Here is an 18,759-nt window from a genome sequence, read left to right as displayed (position 1 = left end):
TCCTTGGGAAAGCTCGAGTCAAAAGGAACTGCGAAAACTGCGGGAACTGCGGTCAAGCAACCAGCTACGTGCGGCACATCCGCACATCGGCGCCGCGACCCGCGCAGGGGCCGGTCGGGCGCAGGCTCCAGGCCCGGGCGGCCCGGGGCGTGCGTGCTACCATTGTTCGATCTTCAATCCCGTCCTTCGATGTTCCAGCAATGAATTCCGAGACCCTTGCGGCCGGGCCGCAGCAGGCACAGCCGCCCGCGACGTTGACGATTGCTTCGCGCGAAAGCCGCCTGGCGATGTGGCAAGCCGAACATGTGCGTGATGCGCTGCGCAAATTATATCCAGCTTGTGACGTGAAAATCCTCGGGATGACGACCCGCGGCGACCAGATTCTCGATCGCACGCTGTCGAAGGTCGGCGGCAAGGGCCTGTTCGTGAAGGAACTGGAGAACGCGCTGGCCGACGGCCGCGCCGATCTCGCCGTGCATTCGCTGAAGGACGTGCCGATGGCGCTGCCCGACGGCTTCTCGCTTGCCGTGATCATGGAGCGCGAGGACCCGCGCGACGCGTTCGTGTCGAACGACTACGCGTCGCTCGACGCGCTGCCGGCCGGCGCCGTGGTCGGCACGTCGAGCCTGCGCCGCGAGGCGATGCTGCGTTCGCGCTATCCGCACCTCGACGTGCTGCCGCTGCGCGGCAACCTCGACACGCGCCTCGCGAAGCTCGACCGCGGCGACTACGCGGCGATCATCCTCGCGGCCGCCGGCCTGAAGCGCCTCGGCCTCGAAGCGCGGATCCGCGCGCTGCTCGACGTCGAAGCCAGCCCGCCGGCGGCCGGCCAGGGCGCGCTCGGCATCGAGATTGCCGCGCACCGCGACGACGTCGCCGCGTGGCTTGCGCCGCTGCACGACCCGCAGACCGCGCTCGCGGTCGAGGCCGAACGGATGGTGTCGCGCGCGCTCGGCGGCAGCTGCGAGGTGCCGCTCGCCGCGCATGCGGTGTGGCGCGCGGGCGAACTGTACCTGACGGGCCGCGTGTCGACGACCGACGGCAAGCGCGTGCTGACGGTCGAGGAGTGCGCGGCCGTCGTGACCGTCGCCGATGCGCTTGCGCTCGGCCGCGCCGTGTCCGACGAGCTCGAGGCGCAAGGCGCGCTCGGCATCGTCCAGGCGCTGCTCGCGGGCTCGCAGTCCGGCAAGGGCGACGCCTGATGGCGGGCGGCGCGCGCGCGTTCACCGCGGTCCTGACGCGCCCGGACGGCCAGTCGGACACGCTCGCGTCGCAACTGGCCGCGGCCGGCTGCGACGTGCTCGAATTCCCGCTGATCGACATTGCGCCGGTCGACGATCCGGCGCCGCTCGACGCCGCGTTCGCGGCGCTCGCCGACTACGCGCTGGTGATTTTCGTGTCGCCGAACGCGATCGACCGCGCGCTCGCGCAGTACGGCGCGATCTGGCCGAACGCGCTGCCGGTCGGCGTGGTCGGGCCCGGCAGCGTCGCGGCGCTCGAGCGTCACGGCATCGCGGCGCCCGCGCATCGGGTGATCGCACCGCAGGCCCCGGCCGACGGCGGGGTGCCCCATTACGATTCGGAAAGCCTGTTCGCGTGCATCGAGGCCGCGTTCGGCGGCGCGCAGGCGCTGGCGGCCAAGCGCGTGCTGATCGTGCGCGGCGACGGCGGGCGCGAATGGCTCGCCGACCGGCTGCGCGAGGCCGGCGCGGACGTCACGCTCGCCGCCGCGTACCGGCGCGTCGTGCCCGAGCCGCGCGTCGGCGCGTGGGAGCGCGTGCATGCGCTGCTCGACGGCGCGCCGCATGCGTGGCTCGTCACGAGCTCGGAGGGCGTGCGCAACCTGCACGAACTCGCGCGGGCGCACCTGAACGAGGCCGAGATCGACGCGCTGAAGCATGCGTCGCTCGTGACGCCGCACCCGCGGATCGAGCAGACCGCGCGTGCATTGGGTTTTGATAGGATTACGCTGACCGGCGCGGGCGATGAGCGCATCGTCCGCGCGTTTCGAACGATGGCCGACGAGGCCGTCCAACCGGCGACAGCCGCACCGGTGACTAAACGCATGACAGATACCAACGATTCCAAAAGCGTCGCTTCCAAGCCGGCCGCCGCATCCGCGCCGCCGTCCAGTCCCCCTTATATCGCGCCCGAGCCGCATGTGCGCCGCGGCGGCAGCGCGGTGCTGTGGTTCGTCGTCGTCGTGCTCGGCTGCGCGGCCGGTGTCGGCGGCTATGCGCTGAACCGCAAGATCGACCGGCTCGACGGCACGTTCGTCGCGCGCCAGAAGGCGCTCGACGCGCAGACGGCCGAGACGCGCATGAAGACCGAGCAGGCGCTCGCGAGCACGCACCAGGTCGACACGCAGCTCGCGCAACTCGACGGCAAGCTCGCCGACGCGCAGAGCGCGCAGCAGGCGCTGCAGCAGCAATACCAGGACCTGTCGCGCAACCGCGATGCGTGGATGCTCGAGGAAGTCGACCAGATGCTGTCGAGCGCGAGCCAGCAGCTTCAGCTGACGGGCAACACGCAGCTCGCACTGATCGCGCTGCAGAACGCCGACGCGCGTCTCGCGACGTCGCAGAGCGCGCAGGCCGTCACGGTGCGCAAGGCGCTCGCGCTGGACATCGAGAAGCTGAAGGCTGCACCGGCGGCGGATCTCACGGGCCTCGCGATCAAGCTCGACGACGCGATCGGCAAGATCGACGCGCTGCCGCTGTCCGGCGAGGCGATCGTGCCGCACGCGGCGCCGCAGGCGGCCGCACCGGTTGACGCCGCGTCGTCGGCCGTGGCCGGCGAGCCGCGCTGGAAGGTGTGGTGGCACGACTTCTCGGCCGGTCTCGGCCAGCAGTTGAAGAGCCTCGTGCAGGTGCGCCGGATCGACAACGCGGACGCGATGCTCGCGTCGCCCGACCAGGGCTACTTCGTGCGCGAGAACGTGAAGCTGCGCCTGCTCACCGCGCGGCTGTCGCTGCTTGCGCGCAACGACAGCGCGATGAAGGCCGACCTGCACGCCGCGCAGGCGTCGCTCGGGAAATATTTCGATCAGGCGTCGAAGGACACGCAGACCGTCGAGGATCTGCTCAAGCAGGTTGACGGCGCATCGCTGACGGTCGCGGTGCCGAACCTGAACACAAGCCTGAACGCCGTTCAGCAGTTCAAGAGCCGGGGGTAACGATGACGCTTCGAGGAATCGTCTGGCTCGCGGTCCTGTTCGCGATCGCCGCGGCGCTCGCCACCGTCGGCCGTTTCGACGCGGGGCAGGTGCTGCTTGTCTATCCGCCGTACCGTATCGACGTGTCGCTGAACCTGTTCGTGATCGCCGTCGTCGTGCTGTTCATCGTCATGTACGCGCTGCTGCGCATCGTGCGCAACATCTGGCGCATGCCGCGGCGGGTCGCCGCGTATCGTGCGCGCTCACGCAACGAGAAGGCGCAGGCGTCGTTGCGCGATGCGATCGCGAACCTGTACGCGGGCCGCTTCTCGCGCGCGGAAAAGGCCGCGCGTGAAGCGCTGTCGGTCGATGCGAACCAGGGCGCGGCGAGTCTCGTCGCGGCCACCGCCGCGCACCGGATGCACGAATACACGCGCCGCGACGACTGGCTGTCGAAGGTCGACGCGCCCGAATGGCAGGATGCACGGCTGCTCGCCGCGGCCGACATGCGCGCGGACGCGCGCGATGCCGACGGCGCGCTCGCCGCGCTGGCCGACCTGCAAGCGGGCGGCAAGCGCATTCATGCGCAGCAGGTCGCGCTGCGCGCGCAGCAGCAACTGAAGAACTGGGCCGAGGTGCTGAAGCTTGCGAAGGCGCTCGAGAAGCGCGAGGCGCTGCATCCTGCCGCGGCCGTGCGGCTGCGCCAGCAGGCCGCGGAAAACCTGCTGCGCGAACGCCGTCACGACCCGGATGCGCTGCTCGAGGTGTGGCAGTCGCTGTCGCCGGTCGAGCGCCAGTCGCCACGGCTTGCCGATCTTGCGGCCGACCTGCTCGTGCCGCTCGAGCGCCGCAACGAAGCGCGCCGCATCGTCGAGGAAGCGCTCGCGCACAACTGGGATGCACGCCTGCTGCGCCGTTATCCGGACACGGCCGGCGCCGATGCGCTGCCGCTGATCCAGAAGGCGGAAGGGTGGAAGAAGGATCACCCGGAGGATGCCGACCTGCTGTTCGCGCTCGGCCGCCTTTGCCAGCAGCAGCAACTGTGGGGCAAGGCGCAGTCGTTCCTCGAGTCGGCACTGAAGCTGGCCGACAACGAGGCGCTGAAGGTGCGTACGCATCGCGCGCTCGCACGCCTGTTCGAGCATCTCGGTGAAACCGACAAGGCCGCGAAGCACTACCGCGAAAGCGCGCTCGCGATCACCGTGGTCTGACGCGGGCCGACGCCGCCTGTTACGGGCGGCCCGCCGCGCCGCACAAGCTGCCCCGAACGCCAATCGGCCTTCGGGGCATTTTTTTGTTCGTTGATCATCGGTCGACCAGCCGCTTCGGCACCGACAGCGCGAGCAGCCCGCCGAGCACGAGGAATCCCGCGAGCATGACCATGCCCGCATCGTTGGCGCCCGTCGCCTGCTTGAGCCAGCCCATCAGGTACGGGCTCAGGAAGCCGGCCAGGTTGCCGATCGAGTTGATCATCGCGATGCCGGCCGCGGCTGCCGTGCCGCCGAGGAACGCGGTCGGCAGGCTCCAGAACAGCGGCAGCGTCGTCAGGATGCCCATCGTCGCGAGCGTGAGGCCGAGCATCGCGAGTGCGGTCTGGTGCGCCCAGATCACCGACAGCACGAGCCCGAGCGCGCCGAGCGCGGCCGGAATCGCGAGGTGCCAGCGGCGTTCGCGGCGTTTGTCCGCGCTGCGCGCGATCAGGATCATCGCGACCACCGCGGCTGCATACGGGATCGCCGACAGCAGGCCGATCATGAACGTGTCGGTCACGCCCGTCGCCTTGATGATCGTCGGCAGCCAGAAGCCGACGCCGTAGAGCCCCATCACGAACGAGAAATAGATCAGCGCCATCAGCCACACGCGCGGGCTCGACATGACCGTGCCGAGCGGCGGGTCTTCCTTGGTTGCTTCCTCCGCGTCGACGTTGCGGGTGAGCAGCGCCTTTTCCTCGTCGGTCAGCCACGCCGCCTTCGAGATCCGCTCGTCGAGCTTGAAGAACACGAGCACGCCGGCGAGCACCGACGGAATGCCTTCGAGCAGGAACAGCCATTGCCAGCCGTGCCAGCCGCTCACGCCGTCGAACGCTTTCAGGATGAAGCCCGAGAGCGGACCGCCGATCACGCCGGACAGCGCGACGGCCGTCATGAAGAACGTCGTCATCCGGCCGCGCCGGTGCGCGGGATACCAGTAGGTGAGGTAGAGGATCACGCCGGGGAAGAAGCCCGCTTCGGCGACGCCGAGCAGGAAGCGCATCACGTAGAACATCGTGGGCGTCGTGACGAACATCGTCAGGATCGAGATCACGCCCCACGTCGCCATGATGCGCGCGATCCACACGCGCGCGCCGACCTTGTGAAGGATGATGTTGCTCGGCACCTCGAACAGGAAATAGCCGAAGAAGAAGATCCCGGCACCGAGCCCGTACACGGTGTCGCTCAGGTTCAGGTCGCTCGCCATCTGCAGCTTTGCGAACCCGACGTTCACGCGGTCGAGATACGCGACCACGTAGCACAGCAGCAGAAGCGGCGTGAGCCGCCACGACACCTTGCGATAGGTTGCTTCCTCGAATGCGCCGGACGAGCCCGGCAGCGACTGCGTCGATGTTGCCATGTTGTCTCCAGTTCTTGTAGTTGGCCGGAGCCGGCGTATCGGTGCCTGATCCGGTTTCGTGCGAAGCATAACGTGGATGGCGAGCCGGCCGGCGAGCCCCGACGCGGCGCGCGAACAGCAGGGTGCGGCTAGATGCAGCGCCCGCCGTCGACCTCGAGGCAGACGCCCGTGATGAATTCGGCCTCGTCGGACGCAAGGTAAAGCGCTGCGTTCGCGATGTCCTGCGGCGTCGAGAAGCGGCCGAGCGGGATCGTCGCGAGGAAGCGGCGGCGGTTCTCGGGCGTGTCCTCGCAGCCCATGAACTCCGTCATCAACGCCGTTTCGCCGAGCACCGGGTTGATGCAGTTCACGCGGATGCGGGCCGCGCCAAGCTCGGCCGCGAGCGACTTGCTCGCGGTGATCATCGCGCCCTTCGTGCTGTTGTACCAGACGAGGCCCGGGCGCGGCCGCACGCCGGCGGTAGACGCGACGTTCACGAACACGCCGCCGCCCTGTTCGCGGAAGTACGGAACGAAGGTCTGCACGCACCAGAACAGGCTCTTCATGTTGACGGCGTACACGCGGTCGAACTCGGCTTCCGTCACGTCGAGCACGGGCTTGTTGCGGTGCGTGGTGCCCGCGTTGTTCACGACGATCTGCACCGAATGGAAATCGTCGAGCGCGGCCTGCAGCAGCGCGCGCCAGTCGTCCTGCTTCGACACGTCGCCGGCCACCGCGATCGCCTTGCCGCCCGCGAGCGCGATCTCGCTGGCGACGCGCTCGGCCGCCGCGCCGTTCAGGTCGTTGACGACGACGTTCGCGCCTTCGCGCGCATACGTCTTCGCGATACCTTCGCCGAACCCCGAGCCGCCGCCCGTGACGATTGCCGTCTTGCCGCTCAACCGCATGGTGTGTCTCCTGTGCTGGATATGAGAGTCGTCGTGCTTCGACACGCGGCCGGGCGCTGCCGGCCGTGTTTCGCGTGCCGCGCGCTCAGCCGTGCCGGATCGCGATCGTCTTCAGCGCGGTGAAGCCGTACAGTGCCTCGAAGCCTTTCTCGCGGCCATGGCCCGAGTGGCCGACGCCGCCGAACGGCAGTTCGACGCCGCCGCCCGCGCCGTAGTTGTTGATGAACACCTGGCCCGCGCGCAGGCGCCGCGCGAGACGCATCTGACGTGAGCCGTCGCGCGTCCAGATGCCCGCGACGAGGCCGTACGGCGTGCCGTTCGCAAGCGCGACCGCTTCGTCTTCGTCGACGAAACGCATCGCGGCGAGCACGGGGCCGAATACTTCCTCCTGCGCGAGCCGGTGCGACGGCGGCACGTCGCGCAACAGCGCGGGCGCCTGGTAGAAGCCGCTTTCGGGCGCGTCGGCGACGACCTGCCCGTGCGCGGCCATCGGAATGCCGTCGTGCTGCGCATCGGACAGGAAATCCCACACGCGCTGCTGCTGCTTCGCATTGATCAGCGGGCCGCAGTCGAGGTCGGCGCGGCTCGGGCCGACGCGCAGCCCGTTGAACGCGGTGGCGAGGCGCTCGACGAGCGGCTCGTATACCGCGCGCTCGATCAGCACGCGGCTGCCGGCGGAGCAGGTTTGCCCGCCGTTCTGCACGATCGCCGACACGAGCACGGGCAGCGCCGCTTCGAGATCGGCGTCGGCGAATACGATCTGCGGCGACTTGCCGCCGAGTTCGAGCGTGACGGGCACGTGGTTCTCGGCCGCCATCTGCGTGACGAGCTTGCCGGTTGCCGGCGAACCCGTAAACGAGATGTGGTCGATGCCCGGATGGCGTGCGAGCGCGGCGCCGGCTTCATGGCCGTAGCCGGTGACGATGTTGAGCGCGCCGGCTGGCAGCCCCACCTCGGCGGCCAGCTCGGCGACGCGCAGCACGGACAGGCATGCATCCTCGGCCGGCTTGACGACGCATGCGTTGCCGGCCGCGAGCGCCGCGCCGACGCTGCGCCCGAAGATCTGCATCGGGTAGTTCCACGGCACGATGTGGCCCGTGACGCCGTGCGGCTCGCGCACCGTCAGCACCGTGTAGCCGGCCTGATAGGGGAGGGTTTCGCCATGCAGCTTGTCGGCGGCGCCCGCGTAGAACTCGAAGTAGCGTGCGAGTGCGGCCGCGTCGGCGCGTGCCTGCTTCAGCGGCTTGCCGGTGTCGCGCGCCTCGATCGCGGCGAGTTCCTCGACGGAATCGGCCACGCGCGCCGACAGCCGCATCAGCACGCGGCCGCGCTCGGCGGCGCTTGCCGCGCCCCAGGCGCCCGCGAATGCGTCGCGGGCCGCGGCGACCGCGCGCTCGATGTCGGGCGCGGTGCCGCGCGCGATCGTCGCGAACGGCTGGCCGTCGGACGGATCGACGACCGCGATCGTTTCCAGTTGCGCGGGCAACGTCCATTCGCCCGCGATGAAGTGCTTCGCCTCTTCCATGCCTGCTCCTGTCGATCCCGAGTTAGCGCTTTAGCGCTTACTCGGGTCCCATGGCGTGGTTGGACGGAGTTAGCGCTTCAGCGCTTACTCCATCCCCACGGCGGTCGATCCCGAGTTAGCGCTTTAGCGCTTACTCGGGTCCCATGCTTTGCGGTCTACCAGCGCTTGCTCTGATCCCATGCTTCGCGGTCGACCGGCGACGGCGCTTCAGCGCCGACGCCGATTCCATATAACGCGGCCGACGGTTCGATGGCCGGACATCCGGAACGATTATCGCGCCGATCGTCATCCGGACGCCACCGATCGATTGGCTATAATGGCGCATTCCCTTGGGGGACGCCCGCGGCGGTGCATCGGCCGCGGCGCCCTGTCCCGAATTCCCATCGACCTACAGAGAGTGCTCATGAGCTTCAATCATGTTCCGGCCGGCAAGGACCTGCCGCAAGATTTCAACGTGATCATCGAGATTCCCGCGCAAAGCGATCCGGTGAAGTACGAGGCGGACAAGGAACTGGGCCTTCTCGTCGTCGACCGTTTCATCGGCACGGGCATGCGCTATCCGGTGAACTACGGCTACATCCCGCAGACGCTGTCGGGCGACGGCGATCCGGTCGACGTGCTGGTGATCACGCCGTTCCCGCTGCTGGCCGGCTCGATCGTGCGTTCGCGCGTGCTCGGCATGCTGCAGATGACCGACGAGTCGGGTGTCGACGCGAAGCTGGTCGCCGTGCCGCACGACAAGGTCTGCCCGATGACGGCGAACCTGAAGTCGATCGACGACGTGCCCGAGTACCTGAAGGACCAGATCAAGCACTTCTTCGAGCAATACAAGGCGCTCGAGAAGGGCAAGTGGGTGAAGGTCGAAGGCTGGGCCGGCATCGAAGCCGCGCACAAGGAAATCACCGACGGCGCCGCGAACTACAAGAAGTAAGCGGCGCACCGGCCGGCGGCCGGTTCGTGCGCAACGCAAACCGCGCGTGTCTCCTCAGGAGGCCGCGCGGTTTTGTTTTGCGCGCGCGTTTTTCTTGCGTGCGGAGGCGGAAGCGGGCGGCGCGGTGGTGTCCGGCGCGTCCTTCGCGCGTTTTGCGCGACGAGGGGCAACGGAGACAGCGGCGGCTTCGGCGGCTTTCGTGGCAGGCGGACGGCGGCGGCCCGGTGCGGAAGCGGCGGCCTCGCGTTCGTTCGCGACGGGCTTGCCGCTTGATACCGGTGCTTTCCTTTTCGAAGCGGGGGCTGCAGACGGCGTGTTTTTTTGGGCCGGCGTGGCGCGCGCCGAGACCTTTTTCGCGACCGCGGCGCCGTCGGCCTCCGCGCGTTTCGCGACCGGTGCGGCCTTTGCCGCGTTTGGAGTCCGGGCGGCTTGCCGGGTCTTTGCGGTCTTCGCGGGTTTGCCGGCTTTCCTGACTTTCCCGGCCTTTTCGACCTTCGCGACCTTCGCGACCTTTGCGACAACCTCTTCCGTTCCAGCCGTCTTCTTCGCGTTGTCGATGTTCTCCGCCTTTGCCTTCGCCTTCTTCCGCCCGCGCGTGCGCGCCGGCGAATCGGCCATATCGCCGCTCCCGTCGAGCATCGTCACGGCCGGCAGCACCGATTCCAGCGTCCGCGACCCGGCCGCCAGTTCGCGCTTTTGCGCGGCCGTGAGGCGCTTCACCCAGTATTCGGCGCGCGACGCGCTCGACCGGTCGGGCAGCGGAAACGACGCGAGCACCGTGCGCGGCTTGCGCGAGCGCGTGTAGCGCGCGCCCTTGCCGGCCGCGTGTTCGTCGAAGCGCGCGGCAACATCGGTCGTGATGCCCGTGTAGACGCTGTCGTCGGCGCATTCGATCAGATACAGAAACCAGGACATGGCAGGGCGGCGGGAGGCGAAGCCGCCAGTGTCTCAGAAAAAACGCGCGTCAACGCCACCGATCGCCGTGCCCGTCGCGAAAGCGGCTCGGCGCCGCGCCGAGTTCGCGCGTGAAGAAGCGCGTGAACGCGCTCGTCGAACGGAAGCCGACGCGCACGCCGATCTCGCCGATCGGCAATTGCGTATTCAGCAGCAGGTCGCGCGCTTCGCCGAGCCGCGCCTGCGCGACGAGCGCGTGAAAACCGACGGCTTCGCGATGCAGCCGCCGGCGCAGCGTCCAGCGCGACATCGCGAAGTGCGTGCACACGTGCTGCATCAGCGTGTCGGCCGGCACGTCGGCGTCGTCGGAGGTACGCAGCCAGTCGCGCACGCATTGCTCGACCGACGAGCCGAACGTCGAGCGTGCCCGCACGCGCTCGCGCGCGGCGTCGGCCGCATGACGCTGGATGCCGGCGAGCGGCGCGTTGTAGCGCTCGAACGGCGTGTCGAAGCGCACGGAGCGCAGCACGAGGCGGTTGTGCGCGGCATCGAACGACACCGGTGCGCCGAGCATGTCGCCCAGTGCGGCAGCGGGGGCGAACGCGCGGCCGGCGAACTCGGCGGCGTCGATGCGCACGTGCGGATCGTACAGGCGCGCGAGCGCCGCGAGGATCGTGAGGTTCGCGAATGCACTGCCCGCGTGCAGCCCGTCTCCTTCGTTCACATACTCGAGCGCGATCGCGTCGCCGTTCTCGTGCGCGAAGACCCAGTCGACATTGCCGATCAGTTCGCGATAGCGCAGATAGCCGTGCAGCGCGTCGCGCAGCGTCGCCGCGTTGCACGTGACGCCCGCGAGTTCAGGAAACGGCACGAGCCACGGCATGACCTGCGGCGGCGGCCGATGCCACGACAACGGCCAGCCGCTCGTCAGCCGCATCGCGGCGACGTGCCGGTCGCCCGCGATGCGGCGCGTGTCGTCGGCGAGTTCGGCGGGCCCGAGGCCGAGCGTCTCGTAAAGCGGCGCGAGATCGATGCCGTTCGCGCGCGCGTCTTCGCACAGCCAGCGGTAGATCCGGACGGATACCGATTTCTGTTGCAACTCCATGTCTGTCTCCCTGTCGTCATGCCGTTCGGGTTTGTCCCCGCTGCGAGAGGTCAACGCATGCTCCTGCCGGTCAAGCGTGGTGACCGGTCGATTCTTAGACTCGGACGCTGGAGTGTGGCGACAAGTACAACAGAACGATTCTGGAGGATCAATGAAAACTTCGCTGTTCCGGTGTTCGACGATTGCGTGCGCATGCATGCTCACGGTGCTGCTCGCGTCGTGCGGCGGCGACGACATCCACGCGGGCCCGACCGCGCCGGCCGACCCCGATGCGGCGGCCGACCAGCGCGCGGCCGCGCTCGTCGCGCAACTGACGACCGACGAGAAACTGCAGCTCGTGCACGGCACGGGCCTGCCGGCGCTAGACCTGGGCGGCCCGTTTCCGGCCGATGCGCTGAACGGCGCGAGCTACATCCCCGGCGTGCCGCGGCTCGGCATTCCGGCCGTCAGCAGCGCCGATTCGGCGGGCGGCGTGAACGTGAAGAATGCGCGCGTGACCGCGCTGCCCGCGCCGGTCGCGCTCGCGGCGACGTGGGACACGGCGCTCGCGGGCACCTACGGCACGCGCATCGCGCTTGAATTGCGCGCGCTCGGTTTCGCGGAAGGGCTCGGCGGCGGCGTGAACCTCGCGCGCGAGCCGCGCAACGGCCGCACGTTCGAATACATGGGCGAGGATCCGGTGCTCGCGGGCACGCTGAGCGCCGCACGCACGCAGGGGACGCAGGCGCAGAAGGTGATCGCGACGATCAAGCATCTCGCGTTCAACGACCAGGAAACCAACCGGATGACGATCGATTCGGTCGTCGACGAGCGGACCATGCGCGAGGCCGAACTGCTCGCGTTCGAGATCGGCGTGAAGGACGGCCAGCCGGGCAACGTGATGTGCTCGTACAACAAGCTGAACGGCGTGTATGCGTGCGAGAACCCGTATCTGCTGACGACGGTGCTGAAGAACGAGTGGGGTTTCAAGGGCGTCGTGCAGTCGGACTGGGGCGCGACGCATTCGACGGTCGCGGCCGTGCAGGCGGGGCTCGACGAGGAACAGCCGGGCGCGGCCGACGACGGCAACTCGCCGCTCGGGTCGTACTTCAACACGAAGCTGCGCGCGGCGCTGCAGGCCGGCAGCGTGTCGGCCGCGCGGCTGAACGACATGGTGCAGCGCAAGCTGCGCACGTTGATCCGCATCGGCGTGATGGACGCGCCGCCGAAGCCGGGCGGCGCGATCGACGAAGCGGCCGGCAATGCCGATGCGCTCGCGATCGCGCGGCAATCCGCGGTGCTGCTGAAGAACGCGGCCGCGCCGGGCGATGCGCAGCCCGTGCTGCCGCTGGCGGCCGGCGCGCTCAAGTCGGTCGTCGTGATCGGCGGGCATGCGGACGCGGGTGTGCTGTCGGGCGGCGGCTCGGGCGCGGTGCCGGCGATCGACGGCAATGCGGTGACGACCTGCCAGCAACCGCCCGACACGCTGTTCGGCGGCTGCGCGACCTGGTACAAGTCCGCGCCGCTCGCGGCGATCCGCGCGAAGGCGCCGAACGCGTCGGTCAGCTATCTCGACGGGACCGACGCGAGTGCCGCCGCGACCGCGGCCGCGCAGGCCGATGTCGCGATCGTGTTCGCGACGCAGTGGCAGACGGAAGGGCTCGACCTTGCGAGCCTGTCGTTGCCCGATGCGAAGGCCGACCCGTACAACCAGCAATACGACCAGAACGCGCTGATTGCCGCGGTCGCGGCGAAGGCGAAGCGCGTGATCGTCGTGCTCGAGAACGGCAGCCCCGTGCTGATGCCGTGGCTCGCGAACGTGCATGGCGTGCTCGACGCGTGGTATCCGGGTGCGCAGGGCGGCCAGGCGATCGCCGACCTGCTGTTCGGCGACGCGAACCCGTCGGGCCGGCTGCCGCTGACGTTCCCGAGGCAGGAGGCCGACCTGCCGCAGCAGGCGATCGATCCGGCGAACGCGCAGACCGTCTATGCGGAGGGCCTCGCATACGGCTATCGCTGGTTCGACGCGAAGGCGATCGAGCCGCTGTTCCCGTTCGGCCATGGGCTGTCGTACACGACGTATGCGCTTTCCGGGATGACCGCGCAGGCCGATGCATCGGGCAACGTGACGGTCGGCGTGACGGTGACGAACACGGGCGCGCGAGCCGGCGTGCAAACGGTGCAGATCTACGCGGCGCTGCCCGCCTCGCTCGGCGAGCCGCCGAAGCGGCTCGTCGGCTGGACCAAGGTCGCGCTGCAGCCGGGCGAGGCGCGCACCGTCAGCGTCGCGGTGCCCGCGCAGCGCTTCGCGGTCTGGGATGCGACTGCGCATGCGTGGCGGATCGGCGCGGGCAGCTACGTGCTGTCGGCCGCGGCGTCGTCGCGCGATCCGCAGGCGTTGTCGCGGGCGGTGACGCTCGCCGCGCACTGAGCCGGACGGCAGTGCGGCATGCGGCGGGGCCGGGCCGGGTCCCGCCGCGTGCCGGCATGCGTGCCGACGCTACTCGGTGCCGCGCCGGAACGGATCGTGTTCGCGCAGCTCGTCGACGTACGCGTGGATATGCTCGGTCTCGCGTTCGAGAAAGCGCGCGACCGCATCGGAAAACGCCGGGTGCGCGAGCCAGTGCGCGGAGTGCGTGACGGTCGGCAGGAAGCCGCGCGCGAGCTTGTGTTCGCCCTGCGCGCCGCCTTCGAACGTATCGAGCCCGGCCTCGATGCAGAATTCGAGCAACTGGTAGTACGCCGTTTCGAAATGCAGGCAGGGCACGTGCTCGATCGCACCCCAGTAGCGGCCGTACAGCGTGCCGCCGCCGTGCTCGCCGCGCCGGTACACGGCGAGCGCGCTCGCGATCGGCCGGCCGTCGGCTTCCGCGATCACGAGCAGCAGGTTCTCGGGCATCGTCGCGCCGATCGTGCGGAAGAAGTCGAGGTTCAGGTACGGGCTCGAATAGTGCTCGCGGTAGGTCTGCCGGTAGCAGCGCGAGAAGAAGCGCCAGTCGGCGTCGGTGATCCGGTCGCCGGTGAGCCGCCGGAATGTCACGCCCGCGTCGTGCACCTTGCGTCGCTCCGCGCGGATGTTCTTGCGCTTCTTCTGCTCGAGCGTGGCGAGGAAATCGTCGAAGTGGCGGAAGCCGTCGTTGATCCAGTGGAACTGCACGCCTTCGCGCAGCATCATTCCCATCGACTCGAGGAGCCCCGCTTCGTCGCCGGTCGGGAACAGCACGTGCAGCGACGACACGTCGCTCTGCTCGGCGAATGCGAGCAGCGTGGCCGCGAGCCGGCGGCGCGCGTCGTCGTCGGCCGCGAGCAGGCGCGTGCCCTGCACGGGCGTGAACGGCACCGCGCACAGCAGCTTCGGATAGTAGGGCAGGTCGTTGCGCTGGTACGCGTCGGCCCACGCCCAGTCGAACACGTATTCGCCGTACGAATGCTGCTTCGCGTAGACGGGTGCGGCAGCCGCGAGACGGCCCGTGCGCGGGTCGGTCAGCGTGACGAAGTGCGGCGACCAGCCGGTATCGTCGACCGCGCAGCGCGCGACGTGCAGCGCGTCGAGGAATTCGTGGCGCAGGAACGGCGTCGGCTGCGCGTCGCGCGCGAGCAGCGCGTTCCATTCGTCGGCCGGCACCTCGGCGGGGGACGACAGGATGCCCGTGCGATAATCGATGCGTTCGTGTTTCAAGCGTGAATCCGTACCGTTGGATGTCGCCGGATGCGTGCCGCCGTGGCCCGCACCGGGGACGATTTCGTCAGCCGTTCAGGGCGCGCCGCCGGGCTGCGCCAATCCCGCCATGAAGACCCGACTCGCTCTCGCCCAGATCAACGTCACCGTTGGCGATTTCGCCGGCAATGTCGCGCGGATCGTCGCGGCCGCGCATGCCGCGCACAACGATGGTGCGCAACTGATGATCGCACCCGAACTCGCGCTGTCCGGCTATCCGCCGGAAGACCTGCTGCTGCGGCCCGCGTTCTACGCGGCCGCCGCCGCGGCACTCCGCGCGCTGGCCGATGCGCTGAAGGCGTTCGACGGGCTCGCGGTGCTGGTCGGCCATCCGTTGCGCAGCGTGAGCGAAGATCCGCGCGCGCCAGCCGTCGATGGTAATGCAAACCGCCCGATCGAGCGCGGCGTGCCGCCCACCGACACCTTCAACGCGGTGTCGCTGATCGTCGGCGGCGAGATCGTCGGCACCTACCGCAAGCAGGACCTGCCCAACGCCGAGGTGTTCGACGAGAAGCGCTATTTCGCGACGGACGCCGAGCCGCTCGTGTTCGAGCTGAACGGCGTGAAATACGGTGTGATCATCTGCGAGGACGCGTGGCATGCATCGGCTGCGCAGATCGCGAAGGCGGCCGGCGCGCAGGTGCTGCTGATCCCGAACGGCTCGCCGTACCACCTGAACAAGGAAGCGGTGCGCATCGACATCCTGCGCGCGCGGATCCGCGAGACCGGGCTGCCGATGGTGTACGTGAACCTCGTCGGCGGCCAGGACGAGCTCGTGTTCGACGGCGGCTCGTTCGTGCTCGACGCGCAGGGCGCGCTCGTCGCGAAGATGCCGCAGTTCGACGAAGGGCACGCGATCGTCGAATTCGACGGCGCGCGGCCGCTGCCCGGCGCGATCGCGCCCGAGCTGTCGACGGACGCGCAGGTGTATCGCGCGCTCGTGACCGGCGTGCGCGACTACATCGGCAAGAACGGTTTTCCCGGCGTGCTCGTCGGGTTGTCGGGCGGCGTCGATTCGGCGCTGGTGCTGGCAGTCGCGTGCGATGCGCTCGGGCCCGGGCGCGTGCGCGCGGTGATGATGCCGTCGCGCTTCACGGCCGACATCTCGACCTCCGACGCGGCGGAGATGGCGCGGCGCGTCGGCGTGCGCTACGACGAGATCGCGATCGCGCCGATGTTCGATGCATTCCGCGCATCGCTCGCGGGCGAGTTCGCGGGCCGTGCGGAAGACGCAACGGAAGAGAATATCCAGGCGCGCATCCGCGGCACGCTGCTGATGGCGCTGTCGAACAAGTTCGGCTCGATCGTGCTGACGACCGGCAACAAGAGCGAGATGGCGGTCGGCTACTGCACGCTGTATGGCGACATGGCGGGCGGCTTCGCGGTGATCAAGGACATCGCGAAAACGCTGGTCTACCGGCTCTGCCGCTATCGCAACGAGACGGCCGACTACGCGCTGCGCGAGGTGATTCCCGAACGGATTCTGACGCGCGCGCCGTCGGCCGAGCTGCGCGAGAACCAGACCGACCAGGACAGCCTGCCGCCGTACGACGTACTCGACGCGATCATGAGGATGTACATGGAAGAAGACCGGCCGCTCGCCGAAATCGTCGCGGCCGGCCATGCGCAGGCCGACGTCGAACGCGTGACGCGGCTCATCAAGATCAATGAATACAAGCGCCGTCAGGCGCCGATCGGCATCCGCGTCACGCATCGCGCATTCGGGCGCGACTGGCGCTACCCGATCACGTCGCGTTTTACCGAGCCTCTCGATTGAGCCGCGCTGGGCCGTATGCGGCTCGCAGGCTTACAATCGGGATCGCGATTTTTCATCCAAACGAGCATTGGGGGACAACCACCATGAAACGCATCACCGCCATCATCAAGCCGTTCAAGCTGGACGAAGTCCGCGAAGCGCTCGCCGAGGTGGGTCTCACGGGCCTGACCGTGACGGAAGTGAAGGGTTTCGGCCGCCAGAAGGGCCATACCGAGCTGTATCGCGGCGCCGAATATGTCGTCGACTTCCTGCCGAAGATGAAGATCGAGGTGGTCGTCGCGGAAACGCAGGTCGACCAGGTGATCGACGCGGTGATCGGCGCGGCGCGCACCGGCAAGATCGGCGACGGCAAGATCTTCGTGTCGGACGTCGAGCGCGTGATTCGCATCCGCACCGGCGAAGAGAACGAAGCGGCCGTCTGAGCACCGCATTCGGCTGAAGGCCGCGCGAAGCCGGCCCGCCAATAAAAAACGGTGCGATACCCGGTTGGGTACCGCACCGATACGCGCCTCTCGCAGCAGCGTGGAAAGTGTTGTCGAATCGTTCTTTGGACGGCGCCTGATCAGAACAGGTGCTGGATGCCGGCGTAGACGCCGGTCTGGCTGCCGCCCGGGTTCGGGTTGCCCGTCGACACGGCCGTACCTGCGCCGTTCGCGTTCAGGCCGAAGTTCGCGTTCTTGCTGTTGCGCACCGTTGCGACCTGCAGATCGAACAGCGTGCGCTTCGAGATGTTGTACGAGCCGCCGACCGTGTAGATGTTCGCGTTGCCGCCGCCGTGGTTCGCGTTCACGTGATAAGCGGCCGCGATCAGCGCCGCTGCCGGCGTCGCTTGCCACGTCACGCCGCCCCAGACCTGCTGGGTGCCGGTGATGCCGGCGTTCACTGCCGGGCCGCCGCTGCCGTCCGCGCGCGATGCCTGGTAGGCCGCCTGCACCTTGAACTGGCCCAGGAACACGTTCACGCCCGCGAAGTATTCACGCGAGTAGTTGAACACGTCCGAGAAGCGGCCGCTGCTGTCGCGCGTTTCGTCGTAGATGCCGCGCAACTGGAACAGCGAGTTCGTATAGGTGACCTGACCGCCCATTGCGCGACCCGGTTGGCCGGCCGTCGTGTTGCCGTTGAAGCTGGTCGAGTTCGAGAACGAGAACTGGCCGTAGAAGTCGAGGCCGTAGAACTGCGGCGACTGGTACGAAACGTTGTTGCTGGTCTTGTTCCAGTTGCGGCCGCGCACCAGCGATGCGGTCGACCAGGCCGACTGGCCGAACGGGTCGAAGTCCCACACGCCGTTGGCGATCGCGAGCTCGCGACCCAACAGCAGCGTACCGTAGTTGTCGTTCGAGATGCCGACCGTCGCGAAACGATCCCAGATCGAGCCGCTCGTGCCGAGCCCGCCCGTCATCGTGTTGAACGCGCCTTCGAGGTGGAACAGGACCTTGTTGCCGCCGCCGATGTCCTCGCTGCCCTTCAAGCCCCACAGGCTCGTGCCCCAGTCGCCGCTTTCCGCGCGCACTTGGTGGCCGTTTTGCAGGCCGTTCAGGTACTCAAGGCCTGCATCCAGGCGGCCATACAGCGTGACGCTGCTCTGCGCGTGCGCCGTCACCACCCCAGCAGCCATCAGCGCGGCCGCGACCAAAGCTTTCTTCATCATCTCCTCCATACCCTGTCAAAAAGTCAACCCAGACTGCACGAGATGCCCGGAGCGCGAGCGCCGGGCAAAAGCGGGATAACCAGGGAGACCTCGTGCAGGGCCGGTAAGCGCAGCACGCGGGCAAGCGGACGGAAAAACCGTTGAGCGGTCCCGCGCAGCCGGGTCGGCCTGCGGGGTCTCCTTGTTGTGTCGTGAAGCTAAACTACATTTCACGAACTTCGTTTTGCTACTTTGGTTACTAATTTAGCAAAAATACAATTTTGTGGCGATGGAAATCGTTGTTTGACTAACACCTGTCGCCAATTTGCCATGCAACACAGTGCGCAACAGGTGCGCCAAGGGTTTGCAATTAACGGAAAACCCTTGTCCCGCAAGGGAGACACGCATTCCGCGAACATGGGTCAAGGATTGCCACTATTGACGTTGTCGGGGCGCGGGCGTAGGCGTGAAAGACGAGAAATTGGTAAGTATTTCGTAATGAATTGGCGGCTGCCGGCCGATGCCGGAAACGCCCGTCGCGCCCGTCGCGCC

Annotated in this window: 14 protein-coding genes; 7 read left to right on the top strand and 7 right to left on the bottom strand. The window is 68.3% G+C overall.

What is annotated here, in order from left to right; genetic code table 11:
• Positions 1-200 precede the first annotated feature (200 nt).
• From hemC to BFF94_RS18450, 3 genes are read left to right on the top strand one after another with little or no spacing between them, the layout of a single operon-like run.
• Positions 201-1,202, top strand: coding sequence for a hydroxymethylbilane synthase (gene hemC / locus BFF94_RS18460; RefSeq protein ID WP_219139630.1), 1,002 nt, complete (start codon positions 201-203; stop codon positions 1,200-1,202).
• Positions 1,202-3,175 (top strand): fused uroporphyrinogen-III synthase HemD/membrane protein HemX, encoded by a 1,974-nt coding sequence (hemDX, locus tag BFF94_RS18455; protein ID WP_219139629.1) that lies wholly within the window; start codon positions 1,202-1,204, stop codon positions 3,173-3,175. The genes hemC and hemDX overlap by 1 nt, the downstream gene beginning before the upstream one ends.
• 2 nt (positions 3,176-3,177) lie before the next feature.
• Positions 3,178-4,365: a heme biosynthesis protein HemY gene (locus BFF94_RS18450; protein WP_128845730.1), complete on the top strand. Its 1,188-nt coding sequence runs from the start codon at positions 3,178-3,180 to the stop codon at positions 4,363-4,365.
• Between the two features lie 94 nt (positions 4,366-4,459).
• Here BFF94_RS18450 and BFF94_RS18445 read toward each other — a convergent pair whose 3' ends face one another.
• The 3 genes from BFF94_RS18445 to BFF94_RS18435 form a co-directional block, all read right to left on the bottom strand.
• Positions 4,460-5,764 (bottom strand): MFS transporter, encoded by a 1,305-nt coding sequence (locus BFF94_RS18445; protein ID WP_128845733.1) that lies wholly within the window; start codon positions 5,762-5,764, stop codon positions 4,460-4,462.
• Positions 5,765-5,892: 128 nt separating this feature from the next.
• Entirely contained in the window at positions 5,893-6,651 is a 759-nt protein-coding gene (locus tag BFF94_RS18440; protein WP_128845735.1) for an SDR family oxidoreductase, read from the bottom strand.
• A gap of 85 nt (positions 6,652-6,736) precedes the next feature.
• Positions 6,737-8,176, bottom strand: coding sequence for an aldehyde dehydrogenase family protein (locus BFF94_RS18435; protein WP_219139628.1), 1,440 nt, complete (start codon positions 8,174-8,176; stop codon positions 6,737-6,739).
• 403 nt (positions 8,177-8,579) lie between these two features.
• Between BFF94_RS18435 and ppa the strand changes: the two genes are divergently transcribed.
• Entirely contained in the window at positions 8,580-9,107 is a 528-nt protein-coding gene (gene ppa / locus BFF94_RS18430) for an inorganic diphosphatase (protein WP_011352863.1), read from the top strand.
• 54 nt (positions 9,108-9,161) lie between these two features.
• Here ppa and BFF94_RS18425 read toward each other — a convergent pair whose 3' ends face one another.
• On the bottom strand, positions 9,162-10,022 hold the full coding sequence (locus BFF94_RS18425; RefSeq protein ID WP_128841865.1) for a GIY-YIG nuclease family protein: 861 nt from the start codon (positions 10,020-10,022) through the stop codon (positions 9,162-9,164).
• A gap of 49 nt (positions 10,023-10,071) precedes the next feature.
• Positions 10,072-11,106, bottom strand: coding sequence for a helix-turn-helix transcriptional regulator (locus BFF94_RS18420; RefSeq protein WP_128841864.1), 1,035 nt, complete (start codon positions 11,104-11,106; stop codon positions 10,072-10,074).
• Positions 11,107-11,257: 151 nt separating this feature from the next.
• Here BFF94_RS18420 and BFF94_RS18415 point away from each other — a divergent pair, with 151 nt between their 5' ends.
• Positions 11,258-13,516: a glycoside hydrolase family 3 C-terminal domain-containing protein gene (locus tag BFF94_RS18415; RefSeq protein WP_219139627.1), complete on the top strand. Its 2,259-nt coding sequence runs from the start codon at positions 11,258-11,260 to the stop codon at positions 13,514-13,516.
• A 69-nt stretch (positions 13,517-13,585) separates the two neighbouring features.
• Here the strand turns inward: BFF94_RS18415 and BFF94_RS18410 are convergent, their stop codons facing one another.
• Positions 13,586-14,764, bottom strand: coding sequence for a GNAT family N-acetyltransferase (locus BFF94_RS18410; protein WP_128841863.1), 1,179 nt, complete (start codon positions 14,762-14,764; stop codon positions 13,586-13,588).
• 109 nt (positions 14,765-14,873) lie between these two features.
• On the opposite strand from BFF94_RS18410, the gene BFF94_RS18405 reads away from it, so the two are divergent.
• Together BFF94_RS18405 and BFF94_RS18400 are read left to right on the top strand one after the other, a co-directional pair.
• The gene (locus BFF94_RS18405; protein WP_219139626.1) at positions 14,874-16,580 is read left to right on the top strand and encodes an NAD+ synthase; all 1,707 of its coding nucleotides are present in this window, start codon (positions 14,874-14,876) and stop codon (positions 16,578-16,580) included.
• 83 nt (positions 16,581-16,663) lie between these two features.
• Positions 16,664-17,002, top strand: a complete 339-nt coding sequence (locus BFF94_RS18400) for a P-II family nitrogen regulator (protein WP_128841862.1) — start codon at positions 16,664-16,666, stop codon at positions 17,000-17,002.
• Between the two features lie 140 nt (positions 17,003-17,142).
• On the opposite strand, the gene BFF94_RS18395 is transcribed toward BFF94_RS18400, so the two are convergent.
• A complete protein-coding gene (locus tag BFF94_RS18395; RefSeq protein WP_128841861.1) occupies positions 17,143-18,228 on the bottom strand; it encodes a porin in 1,086 nt (361 codons plus the stop codon).
• Positions 18,229-18,759: the final 531 nt, after the last annotated feature.

The organism is Burkholderia catarinensis (assembly GCF_001883705.2).
Taxonomy (GTDB): domain Bacteria; phylum Pseudomonadota; class Gammaproteobacteria; order Burkholderiales; family Burkholderiaceae; genus Burkholderia; species Burkholderia catarinensis.
This window is presented reverse-complemented; position numbering and strand designations above follow the sequence as displayed.